Genomic DNA, 24,639 nt, shown 5'->3' with positions numbered 1-24,639 from the left:
GCGCCGGCGCGGCGTAGGCGCACCCGCGCTGTTCTGTTCCCACCTCTCCATTTGAGGAGGCCGGATCCGCGTGGTTCTCCCCCCCTCTCCGGGGGAGGGAGGGCGCGTGCCACCTCCGCGGTGCCATACCCGGCGACCCGACTGTGTTCCCAACCGCGATGGGTGAAGCCGCAAGCCAATCCGCGGACCGTCACCGCACCGAGGCGATGCCGTCCGCCGTGGTCGCCGTGCCGACGTTCTGGCGAAGATCCGCCTCGCCGAGCGTCTTCAGCTCGACCCGCAGCAGCACCGTCTGGTTGCGCTCGCGCACGCCCGTGGCGGTGGCGATCGGCGAGTTGATGTAGTTCAGCGAGACGGTGGTGCACTCGTCCTGATAACCGCCGCCGAAGCTCGCCCCCGAGAGGTAGAACCGTCCCGGATTCTGGTAGACCGGCACGGTCCCGACCGAGTTCGCCAGGTAGGAGGTCAGCGCGTCCTGATAGGTGTTGCGCACGTCGAGATAGTGCGTGAGGTCGACCAGCAGCGAGCCCGAGATGAACCAGTTCGGCGTGATGTTGTAGGTGGCGGTGGCGGTGATGCCCTCGCGGTAATGGCTGTAGCCCAGCAGCGGCTGCGCCTCGTAGTAGGAGTAGAAGGCCGACAGGGTCAGCGGCAGGAACGGCGCGAACCGTGCCGTCGCGCCGGTCTCGAACCGCGCCACGTGGAAGTCGGCCTGGTTGAAGCGGGCGCGGGTGATGAAGGTGATGTTCTGGTTGGGCGAGACTTGGAACCGCCCCACGAAATCCGACCGCTGGGTCTCCAGTCCGGAATCGAGGCCGACATCGGCGATGTCGCCGCGGCGGAACGAGTTGACGCCGGCGAGCTGGATCGACTCGCCGAACAGGACGTTCGCGTACCAGCCCGACGGCGTCACGACCGAGTACTGGCCGCCGAGATTGGTGCGCACGCCGCCCTCGACCCGGTCGTAGCCCGAGAACTTGTCCCACTCGAACAGCGACGTGTCATCGAAGACGAGGCTCTGGGCGTCCTCGTTGGGCAGGTGGCCGATCCGCGTCTCGGACGGGCGCGCGATGATCTGGCCGATCGGCTCCAGGGTATGGACGCCGAGCGCGCCGAAATTGGCGACGAACGGATACCGGTAGTCCAGGCCGATCGCGGGCATCACCCGGCCGGCCAATCCCTGATCGACGTGCGCGATCTGTGGGACGAGGTCGTTCTGGTAGCCCGAGAAGCTGGTGCTGTTGAAGAACGCGTCGGTGCGCAGATAGGCGAAGGGCGTGAACTTCTGACCCATGTCGTCGATGAAGCTGCGCCGCCAGGAGAGTTCCGCCGAGGCGCGGGTGTTGTTGCCGGCGAGCCCCTGGATCGCGCAGGTCCCGCGCTGGAACACCGTGCAGGTCTGATAGAGCGGGAAGCTCACGCCGTTCACGCTCGGCGAGAACAGGTAGCTCGCGGTGCGCGGCAGGCCCTGATACTGGGTCGTCTCGCGGTTCAGGCTGGTGATGTTGGCCTGGAAGCGCACCTCGCCGCCGATCTCCGCGGGGCCGTTGATGCGCTTGTCGTAGTCGATGACCGGCGCGACGATCGGCTGCTGCTTCTGCCAGTCGAAGCTCGACAGTCCCTTGAAGTAGTAGCCCCGCGCCTCGAACCACGAGCGGTCGCCCTGGCCGATCAGGTAGCCGGTCGAGGTCGCCTCACGGAAATAATCCGTGGTGATGTTCTGGTTGCGGATCCGATAATTGTCGAGGAACCACTTGTCGGTGACGCCGACGACGTCCCAGCCGGTGCGCCAGCGCTCGTTGATGTAGAACCGGCCCTGCGATTCGACCGAGCCGCGGAAATCGCGCTCGCCGGCCCCGAGGGGGCTCGGCAGGAAGGCCGAGGGCGTGGTCTGCGAGATGCCGGACAGGCGCAGGTTGTAGAAGCCGTTGTCGATCCGCTGGCGGAACTCGCCCTGTGCCAGCACGCCCTGGCGGCTGAGCACGGTCGGCGTCAGGGTCAGGTCGTAGTTGGGCGCGAGATCCACGAAATAGGGGAGCGACACGCCGCTGCCCAGGGCCGTCGTCGAGATGAAACGCGGCGTCAAGAAGCCGGTCTTGCGCTTCACCGTGGGATCGGGTGCCTCGAAATACGGCAGATAGGCGACCGGGATCCCGGCGATCTCAAGGGTCGAATCGTCGAAGTAGACCGTGTGGGTCTCGTTGTCGTGGATGATCTTCTGCGCCTTGATCTGCCAGAGCGGCGGCGTCTCGGGGTGGTCCTTACAGGGCTCGCAGGCGGTGTAGCTGCCGGACTCGAAGCTGGTCTGCTCGCCGTTCAGGCGCTCCGCCCGGGGGGCGGAGAAGCGGGTGCGCACCGTCTCGAACTTGCGCTGCACCGTCTGCTGGCCGCGGAAGGCGTCGACGAAGCCGGTCTTGAAGTCGTCGGTGAGTTCCATGCGCGCGCCGGTCACGACGCCGCCATCGGCTTCGGTGAGGCGGACGTTGCCCTCGGCGAAGACGCGGCCGGTGTTGCGGTCGTAGCGCACCCGGTCGGCCTGAAGCGTCCGCGGGCCGTAATGCAGCTCGGCGTTGCCCCGGGCGGTCACGGTGCTGTGGTCGTTGTCGTAGATCAGCTCGTCGGCCTCGACGAGGAGCTTCTCGCCCGGCTTGCCGGTCCTGAGTTCGGGCAAACCCTGGGCATGCGCCGACAGGCCTCCCGCCAGCGGCGCGGCGAGCGCCAGCATCGCCAGGAGACCTACCTTCCGCAGGATGTCGGTGACCTTACGCAACGCGCGTCCCAACCCCTGTGACGTCTGCCGCCACCAACCTCACCACCGGTCTCCCTGCCCGCGACGGATCGCGGGTGTCAGCCGTCTTCCTGGTACAGAAGCGTGAGCGTACCGAGAAGACTGCCTACCACGGCGGGGAACCACGCCGCCACCGGTGCGGCCACGAGTCCGGACGCGCCGAGCCCCTCCATGACCTGTCGGATCACGTAGAGGGCGAAGCCGGCCGCGACGCCACCGAGGACGAGTTTGCCAACACCACCAAAGCGGAAGAACCGTAAGGAAACGGTTGCCGCGACGATGACCATGGCCACGAACAAGACCGGTCTTGCCCACAGGACATCGTACTGGAGACGGTATCGCGTGGCGTCCAAACCGGCCCGTTCGGTCCGTGCGATGGTTGTGGGAAGTTGCCAGAAAGGCACAGATTCCGGGGGGGTGAAGCGCTGCCGCACCTGTCCGGGGTCGAGATTCGAGGCGATCAGGTAGGTGTCGAACGACTCGGGCGGTGCGTCCGGCGTCAGAACCCGCACATCCGAGAGCTCCCAGTAGCCGTCGTGGAGCGCGGCCCGGGCGGCCACGAGCTGGTCGACGAACTTGCCGGCATCGTCGAAGGCGAAGACCGACACACCGGAGAGGGTCGTGGTGCCCTCGATGGCGGTCTCGGCGCGCAGGATCGCCTCGCCGTCGATGCCCTTCTGGCGGATCCAGAGGTCCTTGCCCGAACTCGCCTTGGTCGCCTTCGCGAAGATCCGGGCCTCGATCTCGGTGGAGCGCTGCTTCAGCAGCGCCGAGACGGGGTTGTAGATCCCGACCGCGGCGGCCCCAAGGGCCAGAGCCACGAAGATCCCGGGCTGGAGGAACTGCCACGCGGAGATCCCGGCGGCCCGGGCGACGACCAGTTCCAGCTTGCGCGAGAGCTGGAGCAGCGCCGCCATGGATCCGAACAGGACCGCGAAGGGCAGCACGCCCTCCGCCACCGCGGGGGTGCGGTACAGGGACAGCTGGGCCATCAGGCCCGTGGAGGCACCCTCGGCCTCGCCGGCGCGGCGCAGCAGCTCCACGAAGTCCAGCGTGTAGACCAGCGCGAAGACGGTGACGAAGACACCCAGCACCGTGCGGGCGAAGCGGGCGGCGAAGTACCGCCCCAGGGTCGGACCGATCAGCATCACGGGATCAGGCCGCCGGGGCGAGGCGGCGGCCCGACCCGGGGCCGCGCAGTCCCCGCGCCAGGGCGGCGTTGAAGGCCTGCACCCGAGGCCGGCAATAGATCAGCAGGCAGGACAGCCCGATCGCGAGCAGCGGCACGCCGTAGATCGCCGCCACCGCGGCCTGGCTGCGCGCGGCCGCGCTGACCGCGGCGAAGCCGGCGATCCGCAGGCCGACCACGGCGAGGATCGCGCCCGCGATGGCGAGACCGCGCCCCTGGCGGGTGGTCCTCGGATCTCCGAGCGCCGCGAAGGCGATGAAGGCGAGGGCAAGGGGATAGAGGCAGGCGGACAGCCGATCGTGCAGTTCGGCCCGGAAGCGGCCCTTCTGCAGCTTGTAGTAGCCCTCGCTCTGATCGGGGAACAGGAGCTGCGTGGTCGAGCGCTCGCGCGGCTTGTAGATCGTGTCGGAATCCGGGGGCGCGAAGGCGGCGAGGTCGATCGTGTAGCGTTCGAAGGTCAGGATCGAGGAGTCGCGCGAGTCCTTCTGCTGCTGGTGGACGCTGCCGTTCTCCAGGATGAGGTAGCTCTGCCCGTCGATATCCACGGCGTTGCCGCGATCGGCGAGATAGACCTTGGTCTTGCCGGCTTCCCGGCGGTCCTGAATGAACAAGCCCTTCAGCGTGCCACCGGGTCCGCGCTCGCGGAAGTGGAAGGTGATGCCGTTGTCGAGCTGGGTGAACTGCCCCTCCTTGACCACGTTGGCGATGAAGTCGCCGCGGACTCGGGTGATCACGTCGCGCAGCTCCTGGAAGCTCGCCGGCATGACGACCACCACCAGGAACCCCACCAGGAAGCTGACGATCACCGCCAGCCTCCGGAACGGGCGCAGGAGCGCGCCCGGCGGCATGCCGGCCGCCGCCATCACGATCAGCTCGGAATCGCCGTTCAGCTTGTTGAGGGCATAGACACTGCCGATGAACAGCGCGACCGGGGCGATCACCACGATCAGCGTCGGCAGCGACAATCCCGTGACGAACAGGAAGACCAGCAGCGTCTGGCCCTTCGCGGTCACGAGATCGAGTTCGCGCAGGGCCTGCGTCAGCCAGATCGTCCCGGTCAGGCCGACCAGGCAGGCCAGGGTGGCGCCCAGGGCGATCCGGAAAATGTAGCGCTCGATCTGCCTCATCGGCCCGGCAGTCCCGCTCCAGCATCGTCCCGCAAGGCAGCCACGGCGTCCGGCGAAAGACGATGCGTATCGAGTGAACGCGCCCGGCGCACCGAATCCGTCATCCGGCCCGTCGCTCCAATCCCTACGCGCCCCCGGTGCGGCAGGGACCCGACAAAAGGGGCGATTCGAGGGCTCTCAAGCCGCGTTGCGTTCTCCGCCTCAGCGGCTACACAGGGCGGATGGCCCGCGCGGCGGCGTGCGGGCGGTATGGACGGCTCCGGACAATCGGGCAGGGCGGACGGGTATGGCGGACGGTATCGAGATCGGTTTCGGTCCCCTCGAACGGGGCGGCCAGGGCCCGGGAGGATCCGGCGATCTCGTGGTTTTCGTCGGCGACGACCTCGCCCTCGGGACCGGAGCCCGGGAGGTGCTGGGCGCCGCCGGGGCGGATCTCGTCGCCCGCGCGGCCACGTCCGAGAAGTTCAAGGGCCGGTCCCTCAGCGCCATGGTCCTGGCCGCACCCTCGGGCATCGAGGCCGACCGCCTCGTGGTGGTGGGCCTCGGCTCCGACAAGGACCGGGCCAAGACCGACTGGCCGGTGCTCGGCGGCTTCACCGCCGGCAAGGTCTCGGGCCGCACGGCCCGCGTGGTGCTCGACTGGCCGGGCGCGACCGTGACCGCCCATCAGGCCGGTGAGTTCGCCCTGGGCGCGCGGCTGCGCGTCTATACGTTCGATCGCTACAAGACCAAGAAGAAGCCCGATGCCGAGGATAAGGCCGGCACGGCACTGACCCTGCTGCTGGCGGATCACGGCGCCGCTACCCGCGAGGGAGAGGGTGCCAAGTCTCTGGCCGAGAGCGTTGTCCTGGCCCGCGACCTCGTGAACGAGCCGCCGAACGTGCTATTCCCGGAGGAATTCGCCCGGCGCGCCTCCGAACTCACCAAGCTCGGCGTCGAGATCGAGGTGCTGGAGCCGGCCCGGATGCAGGAGCTCGGCATGGGCGCGCTGCTGGCTGTGGCGCAGGGCTCGGTCCGGGAGCCGCGGATCGTGATCATGCGCTGGAACGGCGGGCCGGCCGGCGAGGCGCCGGTGGCCTTCATCGGCAAGGGCGTGATCTTCGATTCCGGCGGCGTCTCGATCAAGCCCGGCGGCGGCATGGAGGACATGAAGGGCGACATGGGCGGGGCGGCCGCGGTGGTCGGCGCCCTGCACGCGCTGGCCGCCCGCAAGGCGCGCTGCAACGTGATCGGCGCCATCGGCATCGTGGAGAACATGCCGGATGGCGGGTCGTATCGGCCGTCCGATATCCTGACCTCGATGTCCGGCCAGACCATCGAGGTGATCAACACCGATGCCGAGGGTCGGCTCGTGCTGGCGGACGTGATCACCCATGTCGTCCGCAGCTACAAGCCGAAGGCGATGGTGGATCTCGCCACGCTCACCGGGGCGATCATCGTGGCTCTGGGCCAGGACATCGCCGGGATGTTCTCGAACGACGACGCGCTGGCGGGCAACATCCACGCCGTGGGCGAAGCGACGGGCGAGAAGGTCTGGCGGATGCCGCTGATCCCCGCCTACGACAAGGCGATCGACTCGAAGTTCGCCGACATGAAGAACACCGGCGGGCGTCATGGCGGCGCGGCCACCGCGGCCTCGTTCATCAAGCGCTACGTCGAGGACGTGCCGTGGGCGCATCTCGACATCGCCGGCGTGGCGATGTCGTCGAATGCCAGCGAGATCAACCGCAGCTGGGGCGCAGGCTGGGGCGTGCGCCTCCTCGACCGGCTGGTCCGGGACCATTACGAGGCCCGGTAGGATCGGCCCGGCCATCCCGGCCCTGCCCGTTCGGATCGCGTGCCCGGCATGAAGCCCGCCTCCCCGAGAACCGTGCCCGATCCGGGTCGGGGTGGTGCGCGCCTGGGGGGCGCGCTGCTCGCGGCGTCCGCTCCGATCCTGGCGATGCTGGCCGCGCTGGTGCTGGTGGCGGTCACCGGCTTCAGCCAGCGCTCGGCGATGCCGGAGACCGTCGAGCCCTGGGTCTTCGGATTCTTCGCCGGGCGTTACCCGCTCTTCGCCTTCGCGCTGGTCTACGGGCTCGCGCATCTGGCCCGCGTAGCGGCGGAACCGGGTCCCGCCTCCGGCGCGCGCCGCATCGTGTTCGGTGTCGCCGGCGCGGTGATCCTGGCCCTGGCGGGGCTGTATCCGACCTTCGGCGGGGTGATCCTGCGGGCGGGCTTCGCCACCGGTGGGATGGCCTACCTGACGCATCAGCCCCTGTGGCTCGCCTACGGGCTCGGGGCCGGGGTGGCGGCGGCCCTGTTCGGCGGCGTCGCGGGCGTGGCCGCATTCGCCGCGAATCGCCCGCTGCGGCCGCGGCTGAGGCGGCTCGGCGTCGGGGCGCTCGCCTTCCTGACCCTCTGGTTCGGTGCCATCGTGCTGGGTCTCTCCGGCCCTCTGGGGCTCGGCCCCTGGCCGCGCCGGGCCCTCCGGCCCGAGGAGGCCGGCCTCGCCGCACTGCTGCTGGTCGCCGCCGCGCTGCCGCACGCCCTGCTGACGACAGCGCGCCGACTTCGTCCAGCCGCCTGAGCGCCGCGCCTTGCGGGGCGCCCGTCGTTCCCGCAGAGTCGGCGCGTTCTGCGTTGAGGGACTCGGCCGTCGAGAGTCGGGCCCGAGGGAGGCTTCGCGATGGAAGAGGCGAACGTGATCGCGCACGGCGCTCAAGCGGCCACGTCGCGGTCGACGACGGGCGCGTCGGTCGAGGCGGGCTCACCGGACCGTCCCTGGCTCGATGCGTATCCCCGCAGGGTCCCGGCGGAGATCGATCCGGCGCGGCTCGGGACCCTGGTCGACCTGTTCGAGACCAGCGTGACCGCCTTCGCCGACCGGCCGGCGATGCTGTGCTTCGGTTCGACCCTGACCTACGCGACCCTGGGCCGGCAGGCCCGCGACCTTGCGGCTTGGCTCCGGGCCGAGGGGCTGTCGAAGGGCGACCGGGTCGCCATCATGCTGCCGAACGTGCCCGCCTACGCGGTGGCGATCTTCGGCGTGCTGCTCGCGGGCGGCACGGTCGTGAATACCAACCCGCTCTACACCCCCCGGGAGCTCACGCAGCAGATCGCGGATTCCGGGGCGCGGATCCTGATCGTGCTGGAGAATTTCGGCGCCACGGTCGCCGCCACCCTGTCGGACCTCGCCCTCGACCGGGTCGTCCTCGTCGGGCCCGGCGACGGCCTCGGCGTGAAGGGCCACGTCGTCAATCTCGCCAGCCGGCACGTGCGCAAGGCGGTGCCGCCGTTCCGGCTGCCGGAGGGTCTCGCGGTCCCGTTCGCCACCGTTCTGCGGCGCGCGCGGGGACTGCCCCGGGCCGCGGCCGCGGCCTCGGTCGGTTCGGAGGATCTCGCCTTCCTGCAATATACCGGCGGCACGACCGGCATCGCGAAGGCGGCGATGCTGAGCCACCGCAACATCATGGCGAATGTCGAGCAGTCGCAGCTCTGGTTCGACTCGAAGGATCCGAGCGTCCCGCGCTGCTGCGTCACGGCGCTGCCGCTCTACCACATCTTCGCGCTCACCGCGTGCTTCTTCCAGTTCATGCGCAGCGGCGGATCGTGCCTGCTCATCCCCAACCCGCGGGATTGCGACGGCATGGTCAAGACGCTGAGCCAAACGCGCTTCACCCACCTCATGGGCGTGAACACGCTGTTCAACGTGCTGATCAACCACCCGAAGATCGGGACGGTGGACTTCTCGAAGCTCGACTTCGTAGTCGGCGGCGGCACCGCGGTCCAGCGGGCGGTGGCCGAGCGCTGGAAAGCGCTGACCGGCAACACGATCATCGAGGGCTACGGCCTTTCGGAGACCTCCCCGGTCGTCTGCGTGAATCCGCGCGGGATGCGCGACTTCTCCGGCACCATCGGTTTCCCGCTGCCGTCGACCGAGGTCTCGATCCGCGACGCGGCCGGCCGGGCGGTCCCGCCCGGGCAGCCGGGGGAGATCTGCGTGCGCGGTCCGCAGGTGATGCGCGGCTACTGGAACCGCCCGGAGGAGACCGCGCGCGCCCTGACGGCGGACGGCTTCTTCCGCACCGGCGACGTCGCCGTGATGCTCCCGGACGGCCAGTTCAAGATCGTCGACCGGATGAAGGACATGATCCTCGTCTCCGGGTTCAACGTCTACCCGAACGAGGTGGAGGAGGTGCTCGCCGCCCATCCCAACGTGCTCGAATGCGCCGTCGTCGGAGCGCCGAGCGAGGAGACCGGCGAGATGGTCGTGGCCCACGTCGTCCTGAAGGATCCAACCGTCGCGCCCGAGGCCCTGCGTGCCTACGCGCGCACGCAGCTCACCGGCTACAAGGTGCCCCGCCGGGTCGTGCTCCACGACACGCTGCCCAAGACCAATGTCGGGAAGGTGCTGCGCCGGGTGCTGCGCGACGGGACCCCGGAGGCCTGACGGGCCCGCGACCGCCGGACGCGGCCCGACGCAGGTAACTGCCCGACCCCGCTCGCCGAAAGGTGAGACTGCGGCGCTTGCGCCCCTGTCGGCCCGGGCCGATCTGTGGGCTGTTCGCGCCGAGGATGCGAGGAGGCGACCATGCTGATCAAGACCAGGCGCGGATGGGAGATTTCCGAGCACCTCGCCACGCCCGAATCCGTGTTCCTGAACCGCCGCACGCTGATCGGCGGCGCGGCCGGTCTGGCCGCCGGTTCGCTGCTCGGCAGTCGCGCCGCATGGGCGGCGGGGGGCGATCAGCCGCTCTACCCGGCTCAGCAGAACCCGGCCTACACCCTCGATCGACCGGTCACGCCCGAACGATTCAGCGCCGACTACAACAATTTCTACGAGTTCGGCACATCCAAGACCGTGCTCCCGGCCGCGAATGCGCTCAAGACCCAGCCCTGGTCCCTGAAGATCGACGGTCTCGTCGAGAAGCCGTTCGAGATCGGCGTCGACGACCTAATCCGGAAGGTCGGCCTGGAGGAACGGCTCTATCGCCACCGCTGTGTCGAGGCATGGTCGATGGCGGTGCCCTGGACCGGCTTCCCGCTCGCGAAGCTGGTGGCCCTCGCCAAGCCGACTTCCGGGGCGAAGTACATCCGGTTCGAGACCTTCATGGACAAGGCCATGGCCCCGGGCCAGCGGGCGTTCTTCTATCCCTGGCCGTACACCGAGGGACTGACCCTGGCGGAGGCCGGCAACGATCTCGCCTTCGTGGTGACCGGCATCTACGGCAAGCCGCTGCCGAACCAGTTCGGCGCTCCGATCCGGGTCGCCGTGCCGTGGAAATACGGCTTCAAATCCGCGAAGTCGCTGGTGAAGATCTCGTTCACCGCCGACCGGCCCAAGACCTTCTGGGAGGGCCTGCAGGCCTCGGAGTACGGCTTCTGGGCCAACGTGAACCCGGCGGTGCCGCATCCCCGCTGGAGCCAGGCGAGCGAGCGGGTGCTCGGGACCGACCAGCGCGTGCCGACCCTGATCTACAACGGCTACGGCGATCAGGTCGCGGGGCTGTACAAGGGCCTGGAGGGCGAGCGGCTGTTCGTCTGAGCCGCCCCTGCGCCGCTCAGTAGGTCCAGCGCTGGGCCTTCGAGACCAGGAAGTCACGGAACGCCTGGACCCGGGCGACGGAGCGCATCTCCTCGGCGTAGACGAGGTAGCTCTCCAGGCTCGGCATTTCGGTCTCGCGCAGGACCTGCACGAGCTGCTGGTCCCCATCCACGGCGTAGTCGGGCAGGATCCCGATTCCGGCGCCCGCCTCCATGGCGCGCTGGAGGGCGCCGATATTGTTCACCGTCAGGTGGACGTGGCGCCGCTCGCGGCCGTCGCGCCCGGCATCGGCCAGCCAATGGGCGGCGAGCAGGTATGACGGCTCGTTGCCGCCGAACGACACGAGGCGATGGTCGTCGAGGTCCTCGATCGTCTTGGGTTCGCCGAAGCGCTTGACGTAATCCTGGCTCGCGAACGCATGGTAATGCACCGTGAATAACCGGCGTTGGATCAGGTCCGGCTGGGCCGGGCGGCGCATGCGGATCGCCACGTCGGCCTCGCGCATGGCGAGATCGAGTTCCTCGTTGGTGAGGATCAGCTCGATGCGCACGTCCGGGTAGAGGTCGAGGAACTCGCCCACGCGCTGCGACAGCCAGGACGTTCCGAGCCCGACCGTCGTGGTGACCTTGAGGTCACCGGTCGGCCGCTCCGAAGTTTCCACGAGCCGCGCGCGGGTGTTTTCCAGGCGCAGCTTCATGTCCCGCGCCGCCCGGAACAGCAGGTCGCCCTGTTCGGTCAGCAGCAGACCCCGCGCATGGCGGTGGAACAGCGGCGCCTTGAGCTCACGTTCGAGGGCACTGATCTGACGGCTCACCGCCGACTGGCTGAGGCCGATGTCGTCGCCCGCCTTCGTGAAGCTGCCGGCCTCCGCGACGTTGAGGAAGATCCGGATCTTATCCCAATCCAAGGCCTGAACCCCTACCAGCGCGTGCCCGGGGCCGCATCCCGGCCAGTCCGGCACGCGGCGCATCGGGCGGTTCACCGGGCGACCGGCACGGCGTCGAACGCGGACATCCGCGCGCGTCACCGCGTGGGCATGCAAGCGCAGCATCCCGGCGCAGTCGGCACTCCTATGCACACGGTGCATGGTCGCGCGCAAGCGCCGGCTGGGGATTTGTGAAAATACCGGTGCACCGGTACCGGTCGCACTCCGCCGGCGGGATTCTACTCAGCCGCGGCTGCCCGGATCGGATCCTCGCCGATCTCCAGATTGGCCAAAAACTTCTCCGCTTCGAGTGCAGCCATGCAGCCCATGCCGGCGGCGGTGATCGCCTGACGGTAGACGTCGTCCGTGACGTCCCCCGCGGCGAACACACCCGGAATCTCGGTCTCCGTGGTGCCGGGCTTCACGGTGAGGTAGCCGCCGTGGCGCATCGGCAGTTGCCCCTCGAAGATCGCGGTCGCCGGCTGGTGTCCGATCGCCACGAACACGCCGTCGGCCTTCACCTCGTCGATCGCACCCGTGCGCGGGTCCTGAAGACGGACATGGGTGACGCTCGGCGCCGGCTTCTGCACGCCGCAGATCTCGGCGATCTCCCGGTGCCACAGCACGGTGACGTTCGGATGCTTGAACAGGCGTTCCTGCAGGATCCGTTCGGCCCGGAACGAATCGCGGCGGTGGACCACGGTCACTTTGCTGGCGATGTTGGCGAGGTAGAGCGCCTCCTCGACCGCGGTGTTGCCGCCGCCGACCACCACCACCTCCTTGCCGCGGAAGAAGAATCCGTCGCAGGTGGCGCAGGCCGAGACGCCGCCGCCCTGAAACGTCGCCTCGGAGGGGATCCCGAGCCATTTGGCCTGGGCACCCGTGGCGATGATCAGCGCGTCGCAGGAATAGGTCTCGCCCGAATCGGCCTCCAGCCGGAACGGCCGCTGCTCGAGATCGACCTTCGTGATGTACTCCGACACGATGCGGGTGCCGACGTGCTCGGCCTGTAGCCGCATCTGCTCCATCAGCCAGGGCCCCTGGATCGCCTCGGCGAAGCCCGGGTAGTTCTCCACATCGGTGGTGATCATGAGCTGGCCGCCCGGCTGGAAACCCGAGATCAGCAGCGGCTCGACCATGGCGCGGGCTGCATAGATCGCCGCCGTGTAACCGGCCGGACCCGAGCCGACGATCACCAGCTTGGCATGCGTGTGGGCCATCTCTCTCGGTCTCCTCAGGCGCGATCGGCCGTGCGGCGTGCGGCATAGGCATCGGCCAGCGCCTGCGCGATCACCGGCGTCGCGTCGATGGGCTTGTACGTCAGGTCCACCAACTGACCGGTGAACGGCCGCAGCGCTCCGGCGATGGCCAGACCGGCGAACATCCGCCGATGGCGGATATAGGTGCGCGGCAGGTCGAAGAGCAGGACCGGCGCACCGGTCGCCACCGCCTCGCTCACCATGTTGGCGGAGTCCGAGGTGACCACGATCGCCTCGGCCAACGCCAGCATGGCGACGTAGGGGTTGTCCCCGGTCCCGTCCCAGAGGAACCCGCCCGTGTCGGCGGCGAGGGCCTTCACGGCGTTCCGGAGCGGGTCCGGGGTGCGGCGGGAGATCGTCACCATGAGACGGCAGCCCTGCGCCACCAGCCCGTGCAGATCCTCCACGAGGCGGATCATGTCGGTCTTGCGGTAGCTCAGATGCCGGCTGTCGCCGCCGACCAGGACCGCCACCCGCGGCCCGTCGAGGCGCGCGAGCCGCGGATCGGGGCGGGCGCGGGCCGCGGCCAGGCGCGCCGCGGTGACGAGATGCGGGGCTGTGAGCGTCGTGAAGACGTTGGGACCGCGCAGGTCGTCGTAATCCGGAACCCAAATGAAATCGGCGCTGTCCTCGCCCGTGCGCGGGTCCTTGAGGAAGGCCGTGAAGGTGCGGCCGCCGGTGGCGTTCCGAACCGCCCGGAGATAGGGCACGGCCCGGCGCCCGGAGGCGATCAAGAGGTCGGGATAGGGCCCCGCCAAAGCGCCGGCGCGGCGACGGGGTCCCTCCCGCGGGTCGATGGGCCCCCAGGGCGCCATCCAGCCGAACGGCCCGGACGCGGGGACCTGCCGGATCTCGAAGTCGAGGCCCAGCGTCTCGGCGATCCCGACGCACTGGTTCTCGTCGCCGGCCTTGCCGTCCGTGACGATCCAGGCGCGGGCGCGCGCGAGCTCGGGCAGGAGTTCGGATCGCGCCTCCGGCCGGTTGCGCAGGGCGGATTTCGCCTCCGTCACGTCGATGCTTGCCATGCCCCTCGCTCAGGAAACCCGCTTCTGCTCCGGTGCCAAGCCCGACCGCCGGCGCACCGCATTCCGAGATCGGCCCCTCGATCCCATCCCTTCCCCTCATCCTGACGTGACCGCGTCAGCGGGCCACGAAGGAGGGCTGCACAAATCGCGCGGCCAGCTGGAGGCCTCCGCTGCGCTCCGGCACCCCAGGATGAGGTGGTGGAATGGCGAACTTCACCTGAAGACATCCCGCATCGCCGCATCTCGCCTGCCTTGGCAACGTCTGTCGGCAAAGCACACCTAATCCCGCGGGAGATCCCGCGCGAGCCACTGGGCAAAGATGTCGGCGATCGCTGCCAGCCGACGCCCCTCGAATTGCGGATCGTACCACGCGCCGCCGTAGCTCGACGGCGTCGCGGTCATCTGCGGGTGTCGCCCGAGGATCTGCCCCGTCTGCCCGATGAGCAACGCCTCGCCTTCCAGGTAATCGGTCTGGAAGTTGCCACCCGAGCCATGACGGGCGCCGCTGCCGACATAGGGCCGCAGCGACAGGCCGCTCACTACCACGACGAGGCGCGGTCCTCGCCCCCCGATCCGATCCGCGAACGTCCTGCGCAGGGCCTCGGTCAGGTCGGTGGCCAACGCCTCCGCCTGCAGACCCGCGCCCTTGTCGCGCAAGGGTCGCACGTCGACGCGGATATCGGAAAACCGGGCGGTCGCCGGAAAATCATCCGCCGCCGCGGAGCCCGCGGCGGCGAGGACGATCAACCCGGCGAGCCGGCCCCGAAAACGCGGGCGCATGCGCTCAGCCGCCGAACCGGACAGCCACGACCTCGTAGGACTTGCCTCCGCCCGGCGTCGTGACTTCGACAGTGTCCCCGACGCCCTTGCCGATCAGCGCCCGGGCGATCGGCGAGGTGATCGAGACGCGCCCCGCATGCACGTCGGCCTCGGGCTCTCCGACGATCTGGTAGGTCTTCTCCTCCTCCGTATCCTCGTCCACGAGCTTCACGGTGGCGCCGAACTTGATCTTGTCGCCGGACAGCTTCGCCACGTCGATGATCTCGGCACGCGCGATCATGCTCTCCAGCTCGATGACGCGCCCCTCGTTGTGGGACTGAGCTTCCTTGGCGGCGTGATATTCGGCGTTTTCCGACAGGTCTCCGTGCGCGCGGGCCTCAGCGATGGCCGCCACGATGCGCTGGCGCTCCACCTGCTGGCGGTGTTTCAGCTCCTCTTCGAGGGCTGCGAAACCACGCACCGTGATCGGAACCTTGTCTATCGTCATCGTCTCGCGCCACAATGAAGAGGCCCGGCCGAGAGTGTAGCACTCCCTCCGGGCCACGAGATTAAGTCAGCGGAACCCTGAGGCTCAGGCCGCAAAGTATTCCTGCAACGCGCGGACCTTGAGATCGCCTTCTAGATAGGCCTTGATCCCCTCGGCCGCAGCCATCGCGCCGGCTAGAGTGGTGTAATACGGCACCTTATGCAAGAGGGCGGCGCGCCGGAGCGACCGCGAATCCGAGAGTGCGCCTGCCCCCTCGGTGGTGTTCAGGACGAGCTGGATGCCGCCGTTCTTGATGGCGTCGACCACGTGCGGCCGCCCTTCGAGGACCTTGTTGATCCGCTCGGCCGGGACGCCGTTCTCCACGAGGAAGCGCTGCGTGCCGCCGGTCGCCAGGATTGAGAAGCCGAGATCGGACAGGAGCTTCATGGTCGGCAGGATGCGGACCTTGTCGGCGTCGCGTACCGACACGAACACAGCGCCGGCCTTGGGCACCTGCGTGCCCGAGCCGAGCTGGCTCTTCGCGAAGGCGACCCCGAAGCTCGTGTCCAGACCGATCACCTCGCCGGTGGAGCGCATCTCCGGCCCGAGCAGCACGTCGACGCCCGGGAACCGTGCGAAGGGGAACACGGCCTCCTTCACGGCGATGTGCGGCAGGGTCTTCGGCTTCAGGCCGAAGGTGGCCAGCGGCTCCCCCGCCATGACCCGGGCGGCGATCTTGGCGATCGGCTCACCGATCACCTTGGCGACGAACGGGACCGTGCGCGAGGCCCGGGGGTTCACCTCCAGGACGTAGATGGCCCCGTCCTTGATGGCGTATTGCACGTTCATCAGGCCGACGACGTTGAGCGCCAGCGCCATGGCCTTGGTCTGCCGTTCCAGCTCGGCCATGATCTCGGGAGAGAGCGAGCGCGGCGGCAGGGTGCAGGCCGAGTCGCCGGAATGGATGCCGGCCTCCTCGATGTGCTCCATGATGCCGGCGATGAACACGTCCTTGCCATCGCAGACCGCGTCGACATCGACCTCCACGGCGTCCGAGAGGTAGCGGTCGAACAGGAGCGGGTTCTTGCCCAGAACCGTGTTGATCTGCCCGGTCTTGTCGTTCGGGTAGCGGGCCTTGACCTCCGAGGGGATCAGGCTCGGCAGGGTGTCGAGCAGATAGTCGGCGAATTGGGTCTCGTCGCGGATGATCGCCATGGCGCGGCCACCGAGCACGTAGCTCGGGCGAACCACGAAGGGCAGGCCGAGATCGGCGGCGACCAGGCGTCCCTGCTCCACCGAATAGGCGATGCCGTTCTTGGGCTGCTTCATCCCCAGCTTGTCGAGGAGCCGCTTGAACTGGTCGCGGTCCTCGGCGAGGTCGATGGCGTCCGGCGAGGTGCCGAGGATCGGCACGCCGGCGGCCTCGAGCGCCCGGGCGAGCTTCAGCGGGGTCTGGCCGCCGAACTGTACGATGACGCCGTGCAGGGTGCCGGCCTGCCGCTCGGTCTCGATGATCTCCAGCACGTCCTCAGCGGTCAGCGGCTCGAAGTAGAGCCGGTCCGATGTGTCGTAGTCGGTCGAGACCGTCTCCGGATTACAATTGACCATGATGGTCTCGTAGCCGGCCTCCGACAGCGCGTAGCAGGCGTGGCAGCAGCAATAGTCGAACTCGATGCCCTGGCCGATCCGGTTCGGGCCGCCGCCCAGGATGATGATCTTGTTGGCCCCGGTCGGCTGCGCCTCGTCCACCACCGTGCCGGCGAAGGGCGCCACGTAGGTCGAGTACATGTAGGCGGTGGGCGACTTAAATTCGGCCGCGCAGGTGTCGATCCGCTTGAAGACCGGCCGCACCGCGAGCGCCCGGCGGGCGGCGCTGACCGCGGCGTCGTCGGTGCGGGCGAGCACGGCGAGGCGGGCGTCCGAGAAGCCGGCCGCCTTGAGCTGGCGGAAGGCGCCGGGCGTCGTCGGCAGGCCGTGGGCCTTGACCCGGTTCTCGAGGTCGATGATCGCCTGGAGCTGCTCCAGGAACCACGGGTCGATCTTGCAGGAGGCGTAGACCTGCTCGTGGCTGACGCCCAGCCGCAGGGCCTGCGCGACCTTCAGGAGCCGGTCCGGGGTCGGCGTGCCGATGGCCGCCTTGATTGCGTTGTGGTCGTCGCCCTTGCCGAGGCCCTCGATTTCGATGTCGTCCAAGCCGGTCAGCCCCGTCTCCAGGGAGCGCAGGGCCTTCTGGAGGGATTCCGCGAAGCAGCGGCCGATCGCCATGGCCTCGCCCACCGACTTCATGGCGGTGGTCAGCGTCGGTTCGGCGCCCGGGAACTTTTCGAAGGCGAAACGCGGAATCTTTGTGACCACGTAGTCGATCGTCGGCTCGAACGAGGCCGGGGTCGCGCCGCCGGTGATGTCGTTGGCGATCTCGTCGAGGGTGTAGCCGACCGCGAGCTTGGCCGCGACCTTGGCGATCGGGAAGCCGGTGGCCTTGGAGGCGAGTGCCGAGGAGCGCGACACGCGCGGGTTCATCTCGATCACGATCATCCGCCCGTTCTCGGGGTTGATCGCGAATTGCACATTCGAGCCGCCGGTCTCGACGCCGATCTCGCGCAGCACCGCCAGGGAGGCGTCGCGCATCACCTGGTATTCCTTGTCGGTGAGCGTCAACGCGGGCGCCACGGTGATCGAATCACCGGTATGCACACCCATCGGATCGATGTTCTCGATGGAGCAGACGATGATGCAGTTGTCGTTCCGATCCCGGACGACCTCCATCTCGTACTCCTTCCAGCCGAGCACGCTCTCCTCGATCAGCACCTCGTTGGTCGGCGAGGCATCGATGCCACGCTCGACGATGTCGAGGAATTCCTCACGGTTGTAGGCGATGCCGCCGCCGGTGCCGCCCATGGTGAAGGACGGGCGGATGATCGCCGGCAACCCGACCTCGGCCAGCGCCATCAGGGCCTGGCCGATGGCGTGCTCGCCGTAGCGCTTGCGCCGGTCGGTCTCACCGACCGCCCAGGTCTTCTCGAAGGCGGTCAGCGCCGCCTGGCGCGCCGCGGGATCGGTGTCGGCGGCCTCGATGCGGGCGATCTCGGCAAGATACTTCTCCCGGTCCGCCTTCTTGGCCGCGGAGGCGTTGGCGAGCGCCGATTTCGGGGTGTCGAGCCCGATCTTGGTCATGGCGTCGCGGAACAGGTGCCGGTCCTCGGCCTTGTCGATGGCCTCGGCGGTGGCGCCGATCATCTGGACGCCGTACTTGGCCAGCACGCCCATCTTCTGGAGCGACAGCGCGCAGTTCAGCGCGGTCTGGCCGCCCATCGTCGGCAGGATCGCGTCGGGGCGCTCCTTCTCGATGATCTTGGCGACGATCTCCGGGGTGATCGGCTCGACATAGGTCGCGTCCGCCATGTCCGGGTCGGTCATGATGGTCGCGGGGTTCGAGTTTACCAGGACGATCCGGTAGCCCTCTTCCCGCAGCGCCTTGCAGGCCTGGGTCCCGGAATAGTCGAACTCGCAGGCCTGCCCGATGATGATCGGCCCCGCACCGATGATCAGGATCGAGGAGATGTCGGTGCGCTTGGGCATCTGCGGCCTTGTCAGGCCATGCGTATCCGATCAGGCACGGCCGGTCTCGGCCCTGCTTTCGGACGCGCGTGGCGGGATTGTCGTTGAGCGCCGCGTTTACACGGGCCTCGGGCGCTTTGAAAGACCGGGGTCGGCCTGCGCGTTCCCCGGCGCCGCAGCCCGCGGATCGCTTGGTCAGCCCAGACTCGAACAATTCTCAAGTCTTTGAGTCCGCGCGCACCGTATTGCCGAGTCTTTTCCGGATCCATAAAGGTCGACCGATCGACGGTCCCGTCGATTCAAACGAGACCCATTCGAGATAGACGATGATCAGGGAAACGGTCAGCGCCGCGGTGCTTGCGTTCGCCGCAGCGACAGCGGCTCACGCTACGGAAGTCTCCATCAAGACGCTCAACAGCGGCCCGGGCGGGATGATGGTCTTCGATCCGGCCTTCGTGAAGATTCAGTCCGGCGACACGGTTCGGTTCGTGCCGGCCGACAAGGGACACAACGCCGAACTCATCAAGGGCATGGCGCCCGAGGGCGCGCCGACCTTCAAGACCGTGGTCGGCAAGGAGGAGACCGTGACCTTCAAAAAGCCCGGCCTCTACGGCTTCAAGTGCTCGCCGCACTACATCATGGGCATGGTCGGGCTGATCGAGGTCGGCGACAGGCCGGAGAACCTGGAGACCGCCAAGGCGGTGCAGCACGGCAAGCTCGCTGCCAAGCGCTTCGAGCCCCTGTTCGAGCAGGTGCGGTAGCGGTGCCGGGGGTGGCGCAGGCCACCCCTCCTCAGAAGCCGGCGTAGAGCGCAGCCAACGCCCGGTCGATGGAGAGATAGAAGATCCCGAAGGCGACCACGGCGGCGGCGGCGAATTCCAGGGCGACGTTGGGGAGCGTCTGCGCCCGGCGCAGGGCCTCGCGGCCGAAATACACGGAGACCCAGGCGAGGGCGAGGACGGCCGGCAGGGCGAACAGGTACGACACCGTGCTCTCGACGCGGTCGAGGCCGCCGGTCGGGTCGATCAGCGCCCGGATGTTGCGCACCCAGGGGGCGTAGACGGCGGCGTAGAGGGCCGTCAGCCACGACAGGCCGACCGCGATACCGAGATGGACCGTGAAGGTGCGGTGCAGGCGGGAGAAATCGTCGCGTGCCTCGTCGATGGTCATCCGGCATTCCCCTGCGACGGAGCCGGCCGGCGCGGATGCGCCGCCGCTCTCTGGCCGTCGTGGGTGTTCTTAAGCCGGCGGATTCGGCGGATTTTATGGCCCGGGCGCGGCCCGATTGGGATCGCGCCCGGGATCCGGTCAGGCGGGCTTCACCGTCTCGGGCTCGCCCGCGCGCATCAGCGTGACGAAGCGCTCGAACAGGTAGTGGCTGTCGCGCGGGCCGGGCGAGGCCTCCGGGTGATGCTGCACCGAGAAGGCCGGACGGTCGGTCAGCGTCAGCCCGCAATTCGATCCGTCGAACAGCGAGACGTGGGTCTCCACGGCGGTCGCCGGCAGGCTCGCCGGGTCGACCGCGAAGCCGTGGTTCATCGAGACGATCTCGACCTTGCCGGTGGTCTTGTCCTTCACCGGATGGTTCGCGCCGTGGTGACCCTGGCCCATCTTCACGGTCCGGCCGCCGAGCGCGAGGCCCATGAGCTGGTGCCCAAGGCAGATCCCGAAGGTCGGCACCTTCGCGTCGAGCAGGTTGCGGATCACCGGCACCGCGTAGGCGCCGGTCGCCGCCGGATCGCCGGGGCCATTCGACAGGAACACGCCGTCCGGTTTCATCGCCAGGATTGCCTCTGCGCTGGTGGTGGCCGGCACCACGGTGACGTCGCAGCCGGCCTCGGCCAGCAGCCGCAGGATGTTGCGCTTCACCCCGTAGTCGATGGCCACGACCTTCAGGCCCTGGCCCGGCGCGCGCGTGCCGTAGCCGTTGCCCAGCGCCCACACGGTCTCCGACCATTCCGAGGCTGCGCGGCTCGTCACCGGCGGCACGAGGTCGAGCCCTTCCATCGGCGCCAGCGCCGCCGCCCGGGCCTTCAGGGCCTCCCGGTCGAACCGGCCCTCCGGATCGTTGGCGATCACGGCGTTGGGCATGCCCCGGTCGCGGATGCGAGCGGTGAGCGCCCGCGTATCGACCCCGGTGATGCCCACGATGCCGCGGGCCTTGAGCCAGCCATCGAGATGCGACGACGAGCGCCAGCTCGACGGCTTCGTCACGGCCGAGGCGATGACCGTGCCGCGCACGCCGGAGGCCGGCGCCGCTTCGAGGCTCTCCAGATCCTCGTCGTTGGTGCCGACATTCCCGATATGGGGGAAGGTGAAGGTGACGATCTGCCCGGCATAGGACGGATCGGTCAGGATCTCCTGGTAGCCGGTCATCGCCGTGTTGAAGCAGACCTCGCCGTCCGCGATCCCGGTCTGCCCGATGCCGAAGCCTTCGAGAACGGTCCCGTCGGCGAGGACCAGCAGAGCCGTGGCGACGGGCTCCGACCAGGGCTCGGGGGCCCGGGGCCCGGGGGCATGCGCGGCGGAGTCTTGCGGCATGGGCTGAGTCTCGCTTATGTCCGACCGAAGGCGGGCGCCGCAACGCGGCGCTCTCGGCTTGCGGCATGATCGTGTGCGGCGCTCTTAGCGAGCGGCCCGCGATGGGGTCAATGTGGCCCTGCGGCCCGCAGGGCTCAACACCGACGAGCCGAAAGACCCGCAATCCGCAGGCCAGCCCGCCGTTTTTCCGTTGGAAGGTTCCTCGACATGCTGCGCGCCCGCTTCACCACCGAGATGAAGGAGGCCATGAAGGCCGGCGACAAGGGCAAGCTCGCCACCGTGCGGATGATCCAGGCCGCCCTCAAGGACCGGGACATCGAGGCCCGCGGCAACGGCAAGGATCCGATCGCCGACGAGGAGATCCTGTCGCTCCTCCAGAAGATGATCAAGCAGCGCACCGAATCGGCCGCCGTCTACGAGCAGGGCGGCCGCCCGGAACTCGCCGCCAACGAGCGTGCCGAGATCGGAATCATCGAGAGCTTCCTGCCCAAGCAGATGGACGAGACCGAGATGAAGGCGGCCGTCGAGGCGGCGATCCTGGAGACCGGCGCCGCCGGCCCGAAGGACATGGGCCGGGTGATCGGCGCCCTGAAGGGCACCTTCGCGGGGCGGATGGATTTCGGCAAGGCGAGCGGCCTGGTGAAGGACGCGCTCGCCGCGAAGGGCTGACGAGCGATCAGCGCTCGCGAGCCGTCCGCGCCCTGACGTAGCTGCGCAGGACCGCGTTGATTCGGCTCTGATAGCCGGTGCCCGCGTGCTTGAAGTAGGCGAGTACGTCGGCATCCAGGCGGATCGAGACCGGTACCTTGCGCGGTGGCAGCACCGCCTCGGCACGCGACCAGTCGATGTCGAGGGGCGCGGCATCGGGATCGCCCGCGACCGCTTCCGCGATCTCCGAATCGCGCATCGAGCCGATCCTGTTCAGATCGGTCGATCCGCGCGCACCCTCACGCTCCGAAGCGCGTCGTGTAGGCTTGTCTCTCATTGCGCCTCGCCGCTCGCGCGGAGATGATCCGGATGATGCCAGCCCGATCGGTCCAGACCACGGCGATCACGCACTGCGCGAGCCGACCAAGGCTGACCTTCCGGACTTCGCCATTCCTGATCGTCTGTACGGTCAGGTGGGGATGATCGAAGACGCCGATCGCGTCCCGGAAATCGATACCGTGCTTCTCGAGATTGAGCGTCCGCTTGCGCTCATCCCATTCGAAGCCAACCACCGGCATGTCATAGTCCGGAATCAGGGCTGTGTCGATACAAACGTATATACAGGATCGGCGATCGCATCGCACCGGACTCGCAGCCGTGGAAGCTTGCAGGGCCGGTCAGAGCGCATTCTCCACGCTATCCCCACCCGACATCACTCCGTCCGTGGGGCGGGACTCAACCCCCTTCGCTACGCTAGGATACGCGGTCCCGAAGCCGACCCCAGGTCCCGTGCGCTATCCGTCCCACATCCTGGAAGAGATCCGTGCCCGGCTGCCGGCCTCCTCGGTGGTGGGGCGGCGGGTTCAGCTCAAGAAGGCCGGCCGGGAATGGCGCGGCCTGTCGCCGTTCAACGCCGAGAAGACCCCGTCCTTCTACGTGAACGACCAGAAGCAGTTCTATCACTGCTTCTCGTCCTCGAAGCACGGGGACATTTTCACCTTCCTGATGGAGACGGAGGGCCTGAGCTTCCCGGAGGCCGTCGAGCGGCTGGCCGGGGAGGCGGGCGTCAGCCTGCCCGCGCCGACCGAGGACAACCGCGCCGCGGAGACCAAGCGCGCCGGGGCCATCGAGGTGATGGAGATGGCTGCCCGCTGGTTCGAGGAGCGGCTGCTCTCGAACCAGGGCAGCGAGGCCCGCGCCTATCTCGAACGGCGCGCCCTCGGGCGCGAAACCCAGCAGGCCTTCCGCCTGGGCTACGCGCCGAACGACCGCTATGCCCTGCGCGATCATCTGGCCGGGCAGGGTGTCGACAAGACGCTGATGATCGAGATGGGGCTTCTGGCGACCGGGGAGGGCGTCTCGGTCCCGTACGATTATTTCCGCGATCGGGTGATGTTCCCGATCACCGACACGCGCGGCCGGGTCGTGGCCTTCGGCGGCCGGGCGCTGTCGAAGGACGTGCGCGCCAAGTACCTGAACTCCCCCGAGACGCCGCTCTTCCACAAGGGCCGGACGCTCTACAACCTCCACGGCGCCCGGAAGGCCGCGCACGAGCGCAGCTCGATCATCGCGGTCGAGGGCTACGTCGACGTCATCGCCATGACGCTCGCCGGCCACCCCGAGACGGTGGCGCCGCTTGGCACCGCACTCACCGAGGATCAACTCGCCCTGCTCTGGCGTCATGCCGACGAGCCGATCCTGTGCTTCGACGGCGACAAGGCCGGCCAGCGTGCGGCCTTCCGGGCCCTCGACATCGCGCTGCCGCTCCTCGAACCGGGCCGCTCGCTCCGGATCGCCCTGCTGCCCGGCGGACAGGACCCGGACGACCTGCTGCGCTCCGGCGGGCCGGGGGCGATCGACCAGGTGCTGAAGGCGGCACTGCCCCTGTCCGAGCTGCTCTGGCGGCGCGCCCTGGAATCCGGACCCGTCGACACGCCCGAGCGCCGGGCCGGGCTGACCCAGACCTTGCGCGCGACCGTCGCGGCCATCCGCGACGAGACCGTGCGGCGCTACTACCGCGACGACATCGAGGAGCGGCTTCGCGGCCTGTCGCCCCGCGGGGCGCGGGTCGCCGCGGGACCGGGTGCCCGCGGCCGTACGCGGTTCGTACGGCCCGGCGAACCGGTCTCGCCGCGCATCACCAGCAGCCCGAGCGCGTCGATGACGGCCTCGGCGGGGTTCACCGGCGCCGCTTCGGTCCGGGAGGCGGTGATCGTCGGCACGCTGCTGGCGCATCCCGAGATGATCGGGGAATTCGGCGAGGCGATCGGCGATCTGGACTTTGAGGACCCGGATGCGCGGGCCCTGCTGTCGGTTCTCCTGGACTGCGCGGCCGAGGGCGAACGCACCGATCCGAACGTGTTGCAGAGCCGCATCACCCGCGCCGGGCTGAACGCAGGTGCAGAGAGGATCCTGGCGCTTGCGCGCTCGCGGGACCGCTCGACGCTGGCTCCGCACGCGGATCCCGCACACCGTATGGATGCCCTTCGGCAAGCCATGATCTTGCACCAGCAGGCAGGCGCGCTACATACCGAACTTCGCGAAGCACGGCAGGCGTTTGAGAACGATCCGACCGATGCCGGGTGGGCATGGCTCTGCGAAGTGAAGGCGAGGCTGGAAACCGTCATCGCCGCCGAGGCTGAGGCCGACTTGCCGGTGTCGGGTGACTCGACGGCCGCGTGACGGCTGTGTCATGGCGGAGGCGGCGGCAGGGAGCGGCTCGCCATAGTTAACAATCGGTCAAGCCTCAGGCTTGCATACGGAAACCGACGCAGGCGACCGGAGCGATTCGGCGCCGTTCTCTTAC

At 68.7% G+C, this 24,639-nt stretch carries 20 protein-coding genes; 7 read left to right on the top strand and 13 right to left on the bottom strand.

Features of this window, described 5'->3' with window-relative positions; genetic code table 11:
• Positions 1 to 190 precede the first annotated feature (190 nt).
• The 3 genes from AC3IF3_RS03005 to lptF all read right to left on the bottom strand — a co-directional run bounded on the left by AC3IF3_RS03005 (position 191) and on the right by lptF (position 5,104).
• Positions 191 to 2,770, bottom strand: a complete 2,580-nt coding sequence (locus AC3IF3_RS03005; protein ID WP_243973442.1) for an LPS-assembly protein LptD — start codon at positions 2,768 to 2,770, stop codon at positions 191 to 193.
• Between the two features lie 77 nt (positions 2,771 to 2,847).
• On the bottom strand, positions 2,848 to 3,936 hold the full coding sequence (gene lptG, locus AC3IF3_RS03000) for an LPS export ABC transporter permease LptG (protein WP_243973443.1): 1,089 nt from the start codon (positions 3,934 to 3,936) through the stop codon (positions 2,848 to 2,850).
• Between the two features lie 7 nt (positions 3,937 to 3,943).
• Positions 3,944 to 5,104 (bottom strand): LPS export ABC transporter permease LptF, encoded by a 1,161-nt coding sequence (gene lptF / locus AC3IF3_RS02995; RefSeq protein WP_243973444.1) that lies wholly within the window; start codon positions 5,102 to 5,104, stop codon positions 3,944 to 3,946.
• Positions 5,105 to 5,390: 286 nt separating this feature from the next.
• On the opposite strand from lptF, the gene AC3IF3_RS02990 reads away from it, so the two are divergent.
• The 4 genes from AC3IF3_RS02990 to msrP all read left to right on the top strand — a co-directional run bounded on the left by AC3IF3_RS02990 (position 5,391) and on the right by msrP (position 10,631).
• On the top strand, positions 5,391 to 6,902 hold the full coding sequence (locus tag AC3IF3_RS02990; protein WP_243973445.1) for a leucyl aminopeptidase: 1,512 nt from the start codon (positions 5,391 to 5,393) through the stop codon (positions 6,900 to 6,902).
• A gap of 48 nt (positions 6,903 to 6,950) precedes the next feature.
• Positions 6,951 to 7,673 (top strand): hypothetical protein, encoded by a 723-nt coding sequence (locus tag AC3IF3_RS02985; protein ID WP_489227210.1) that lies wholly within the window; start codon positions 6,951 to 6,953, stop codon positions 7,671 to 7,673.
• Between the two features lie 99 nt (positions 7,674 to 7,772).
• Positions 7,773 to 9,536, top strand: a complete 1,764-nt coding sequence (locus AC3IF3_RS02980) for an AMP-binding protein (protein ID WP_489227208.1) — start codon at positions 7,773 to 7,775, stop codon at positions 9,534 to 9,536.
• A gap of 141 nt (positions 9,537 to 9,677) precedes the next feature.
• On the top strand, positions 9,678 to 10,631 hold the full coding sequence (msrP, locus tag AC3IF3_RS02975) for a protein-methionine-sulfoxide reductase catalytic subunit MsrP (RefSeq protein ID WP_489227206.1): 954 nt from the start codon (positions 9,678 to 9,680) through the stop codon (positions 10,629 to 10,631).
• A gap of 16 nt (positions 10,632 to 10,647) precedes the next feature.
• Here the strand turns inward: msrP and AC3IF3_RS02970 are convergent, their stop codons facing one another.
• The 6 genes from AC3IF3_RS02970 to carB form a co-directional block, all read right to left on the bottom strand.
• Positions 10,648 to 11,538, bottom strand: a complete 891-nt coding sequence (locus AC3IF3_RS02970; RefSeq protein WP_010681976.1) for a LysR family transcriptional regulator — start codon at positions 11,536 to 11,538, stop codon at positions 10,648 to 10,650.
• A 257-nt stretch (positions 11,539 to 11,795) separates the two neighbouring features.
• Positions 11,796 to 12,776 carry a thioredoxin-disulfide reductase gene (gene trxB, locus AC3IF3_RS02965; RefSeq protein ID WP_489227204.1) on the bottom strand — a complete coding sequence of 327 codons (981 nt, stop codon included), beginning with the start codon at positions 12,774 to 12,776 and terminating at the stop codon, positions 11,796 to 11,798.
• A gap of 14 nt (positions 12,777 to 12,790) precedes the next feature.
• The gene (locus tag AC3IF3_RS02960) at positions 12,791 to 13,840 is read right to left on the bottom strand and encodes a mitochondrial fission ELM1 family protein (protein WP_489227202.1); all 1,050 of its coding nucleotides are present in this window, start codon (positions 13,838 to 13,840) and stop codon (positions 12,791 to 12,793) included.
• A gap of 279 nt (positions 13,841 to 14,119) precedes the next feature.
• On the bottom strand, positions 14,120 to 14,620 hold the full coding sequence (locus AC3IF3_RS02955) for a hypothetical protein (RefSeq protein WP_489227200.1): 501 nt from the start codon (positions 14,618 to 14,620) through the stop codon (positions 14,120 to 14,122).
• A 4-nt stretch (positions 14,621 to 14,624) separates the two neighbouring features.
• A complete protein-coding gene (gene greA, locus AC3IF3_RS02950) occupies positions 14,625 to 15,101 on the bottom strand; it encodes a transcription elongation factor GreA (RefSeq protein ID WP_243973596.1) in 477 nt (158 codons plus the stop codon).
• Between the two features lie 90 nt (positions 15,102 to 15,191).
• Positions 15,192 to 18,665, bottom strand: a complete 3,474-nt coding sequence (carB, locus tag AC3IF3_RS02945; RefSeq protein ID WP_489227198.1) for a carbamoyl-phosphate synthase large subunit — start codon at positions 18,663 to 18,665, stop codon at positions 15,192 to 15,194.
• Between the two features lie 305 nt (positions 18,666 to 18,970).
• Between carB and AC3IF3_RS02940 the strand changes: the two genes are divergently transcribed.
• Positions 18,971 to 19,405 (top strand): pseudoazurin, encoded by a 435-nt coding sequence (locus tag AC3IF3_RS02940; protein WP_489227196.1) that lies wholly within the window; start codon positions 18,971 to 18,973, stop codon positions 19,403 to 19,405.
• 31 nt (positions 19,406 to 19,436) lie between these two features.
• Here the strand turns inward: AC3IF3_RS02940 and AC3IF3_RS02935 are convergent, their stop codons facing one another.
• Together AC3IF3_RS02935 and carA are read right to left on the bottom strand one after the other, a co-directional pair.
• Entirely contained in the window at positions 19,437 to 19,814 is a 378-nt protein-coding gene (locus AC3IF3_RS02935; RefSeq protein ID WP_243973454.1) for a hypothetical protein, read from the bottom strand.
• Between the two features lie 138 nt (positions 19,815 to 19,952).
• Positions 19,953 to 21,185 carry a glutamine-hydrolyzing carbamoyl-phosphate synthase small subunit gene (gene carA, locus AC3IF3_RS02930; protein WP_489227194.1) on the bottom strand — a complete coding sequence of 411 codons (1,233 nt, stop codon included), beginning with the start codon at positions 21,183 to 21,185 and terminating at the stop codon, positions 19,953 to 19,955.
• 207 nt (positions 21,186 to 21,392) lie between these two features.
• On the opposite strand from carA, the gene AC3IF3_RS02925 reads away from it, so the two are divergent.
• The gene (locus AC3IF3_RS02925) at positions 21,393 to 21,854 is read left to right on the top strand and encodes a GatB/YqeY domain-containing protein (protein WP_243973456.1); all 462 of its coding nucleotides are present in this window, start codon (positions 21,393 to 21,395) and stop codon (positions 21,852 to 21,854) included.
• 7 nt (positions 21,855 to 21,861) lie between these two features.
• Here AC3IF3_RS02925 and AC3IF3_RS02920 read toward each other — a convergent pair whose 3' ends face one another.
• Positions 21,862 to 22,092 (bottom strand): BrnA antitoxin family protein, encoded by a 231-nt coding sequence (locus tag AC3IF3_RS02920; protein WP_243973457.1) that lies wholly within the window; start codon positions 22,090 to 22,092, stop codon positions 21,862 to 21,864.
• A gap of 40 nt (positions 22,093 to 22,132) precedes the next feature.
• Entirely contained in the window at positions 22,133 to 22,411 is a 279-nt protein-coding gene (locus tag AC3IF3_RS02915; protein ID WP_243973458.1) for a BrnT family toxin, read from the bottom strand.
• Positions 22,412 to 22,622: 211 nt separating this feature from the next.
• Here AC3IF3_RS02915 and dnaG point away from each other — a divergent pair, with 211 nt between their 5' ends.
• The gene (gene dnaG, locus AC3IF3_RS02910; RefSeq protein WP_489227193.1) at positions 22,623 to 24,515 is read left to right on the top strand and encodes a DNA primase; all 1,893 of its coding nucleotides are present in this window, start codon (positions 22,623 to 22,625) and stop codon (positions 24,513 to 24,515) included.
• The last annotated feature ends 124 nt before the right edge of the window (positions 24,516 to 24,639 follow it).

The organism is Methylobacterium sp. J-118, assembly GCF_057836565.1.
Note: the sequence above shows the minus strand (reverse complement) of the source record. Positions and strands in the feature narration are given on the sequence as shown.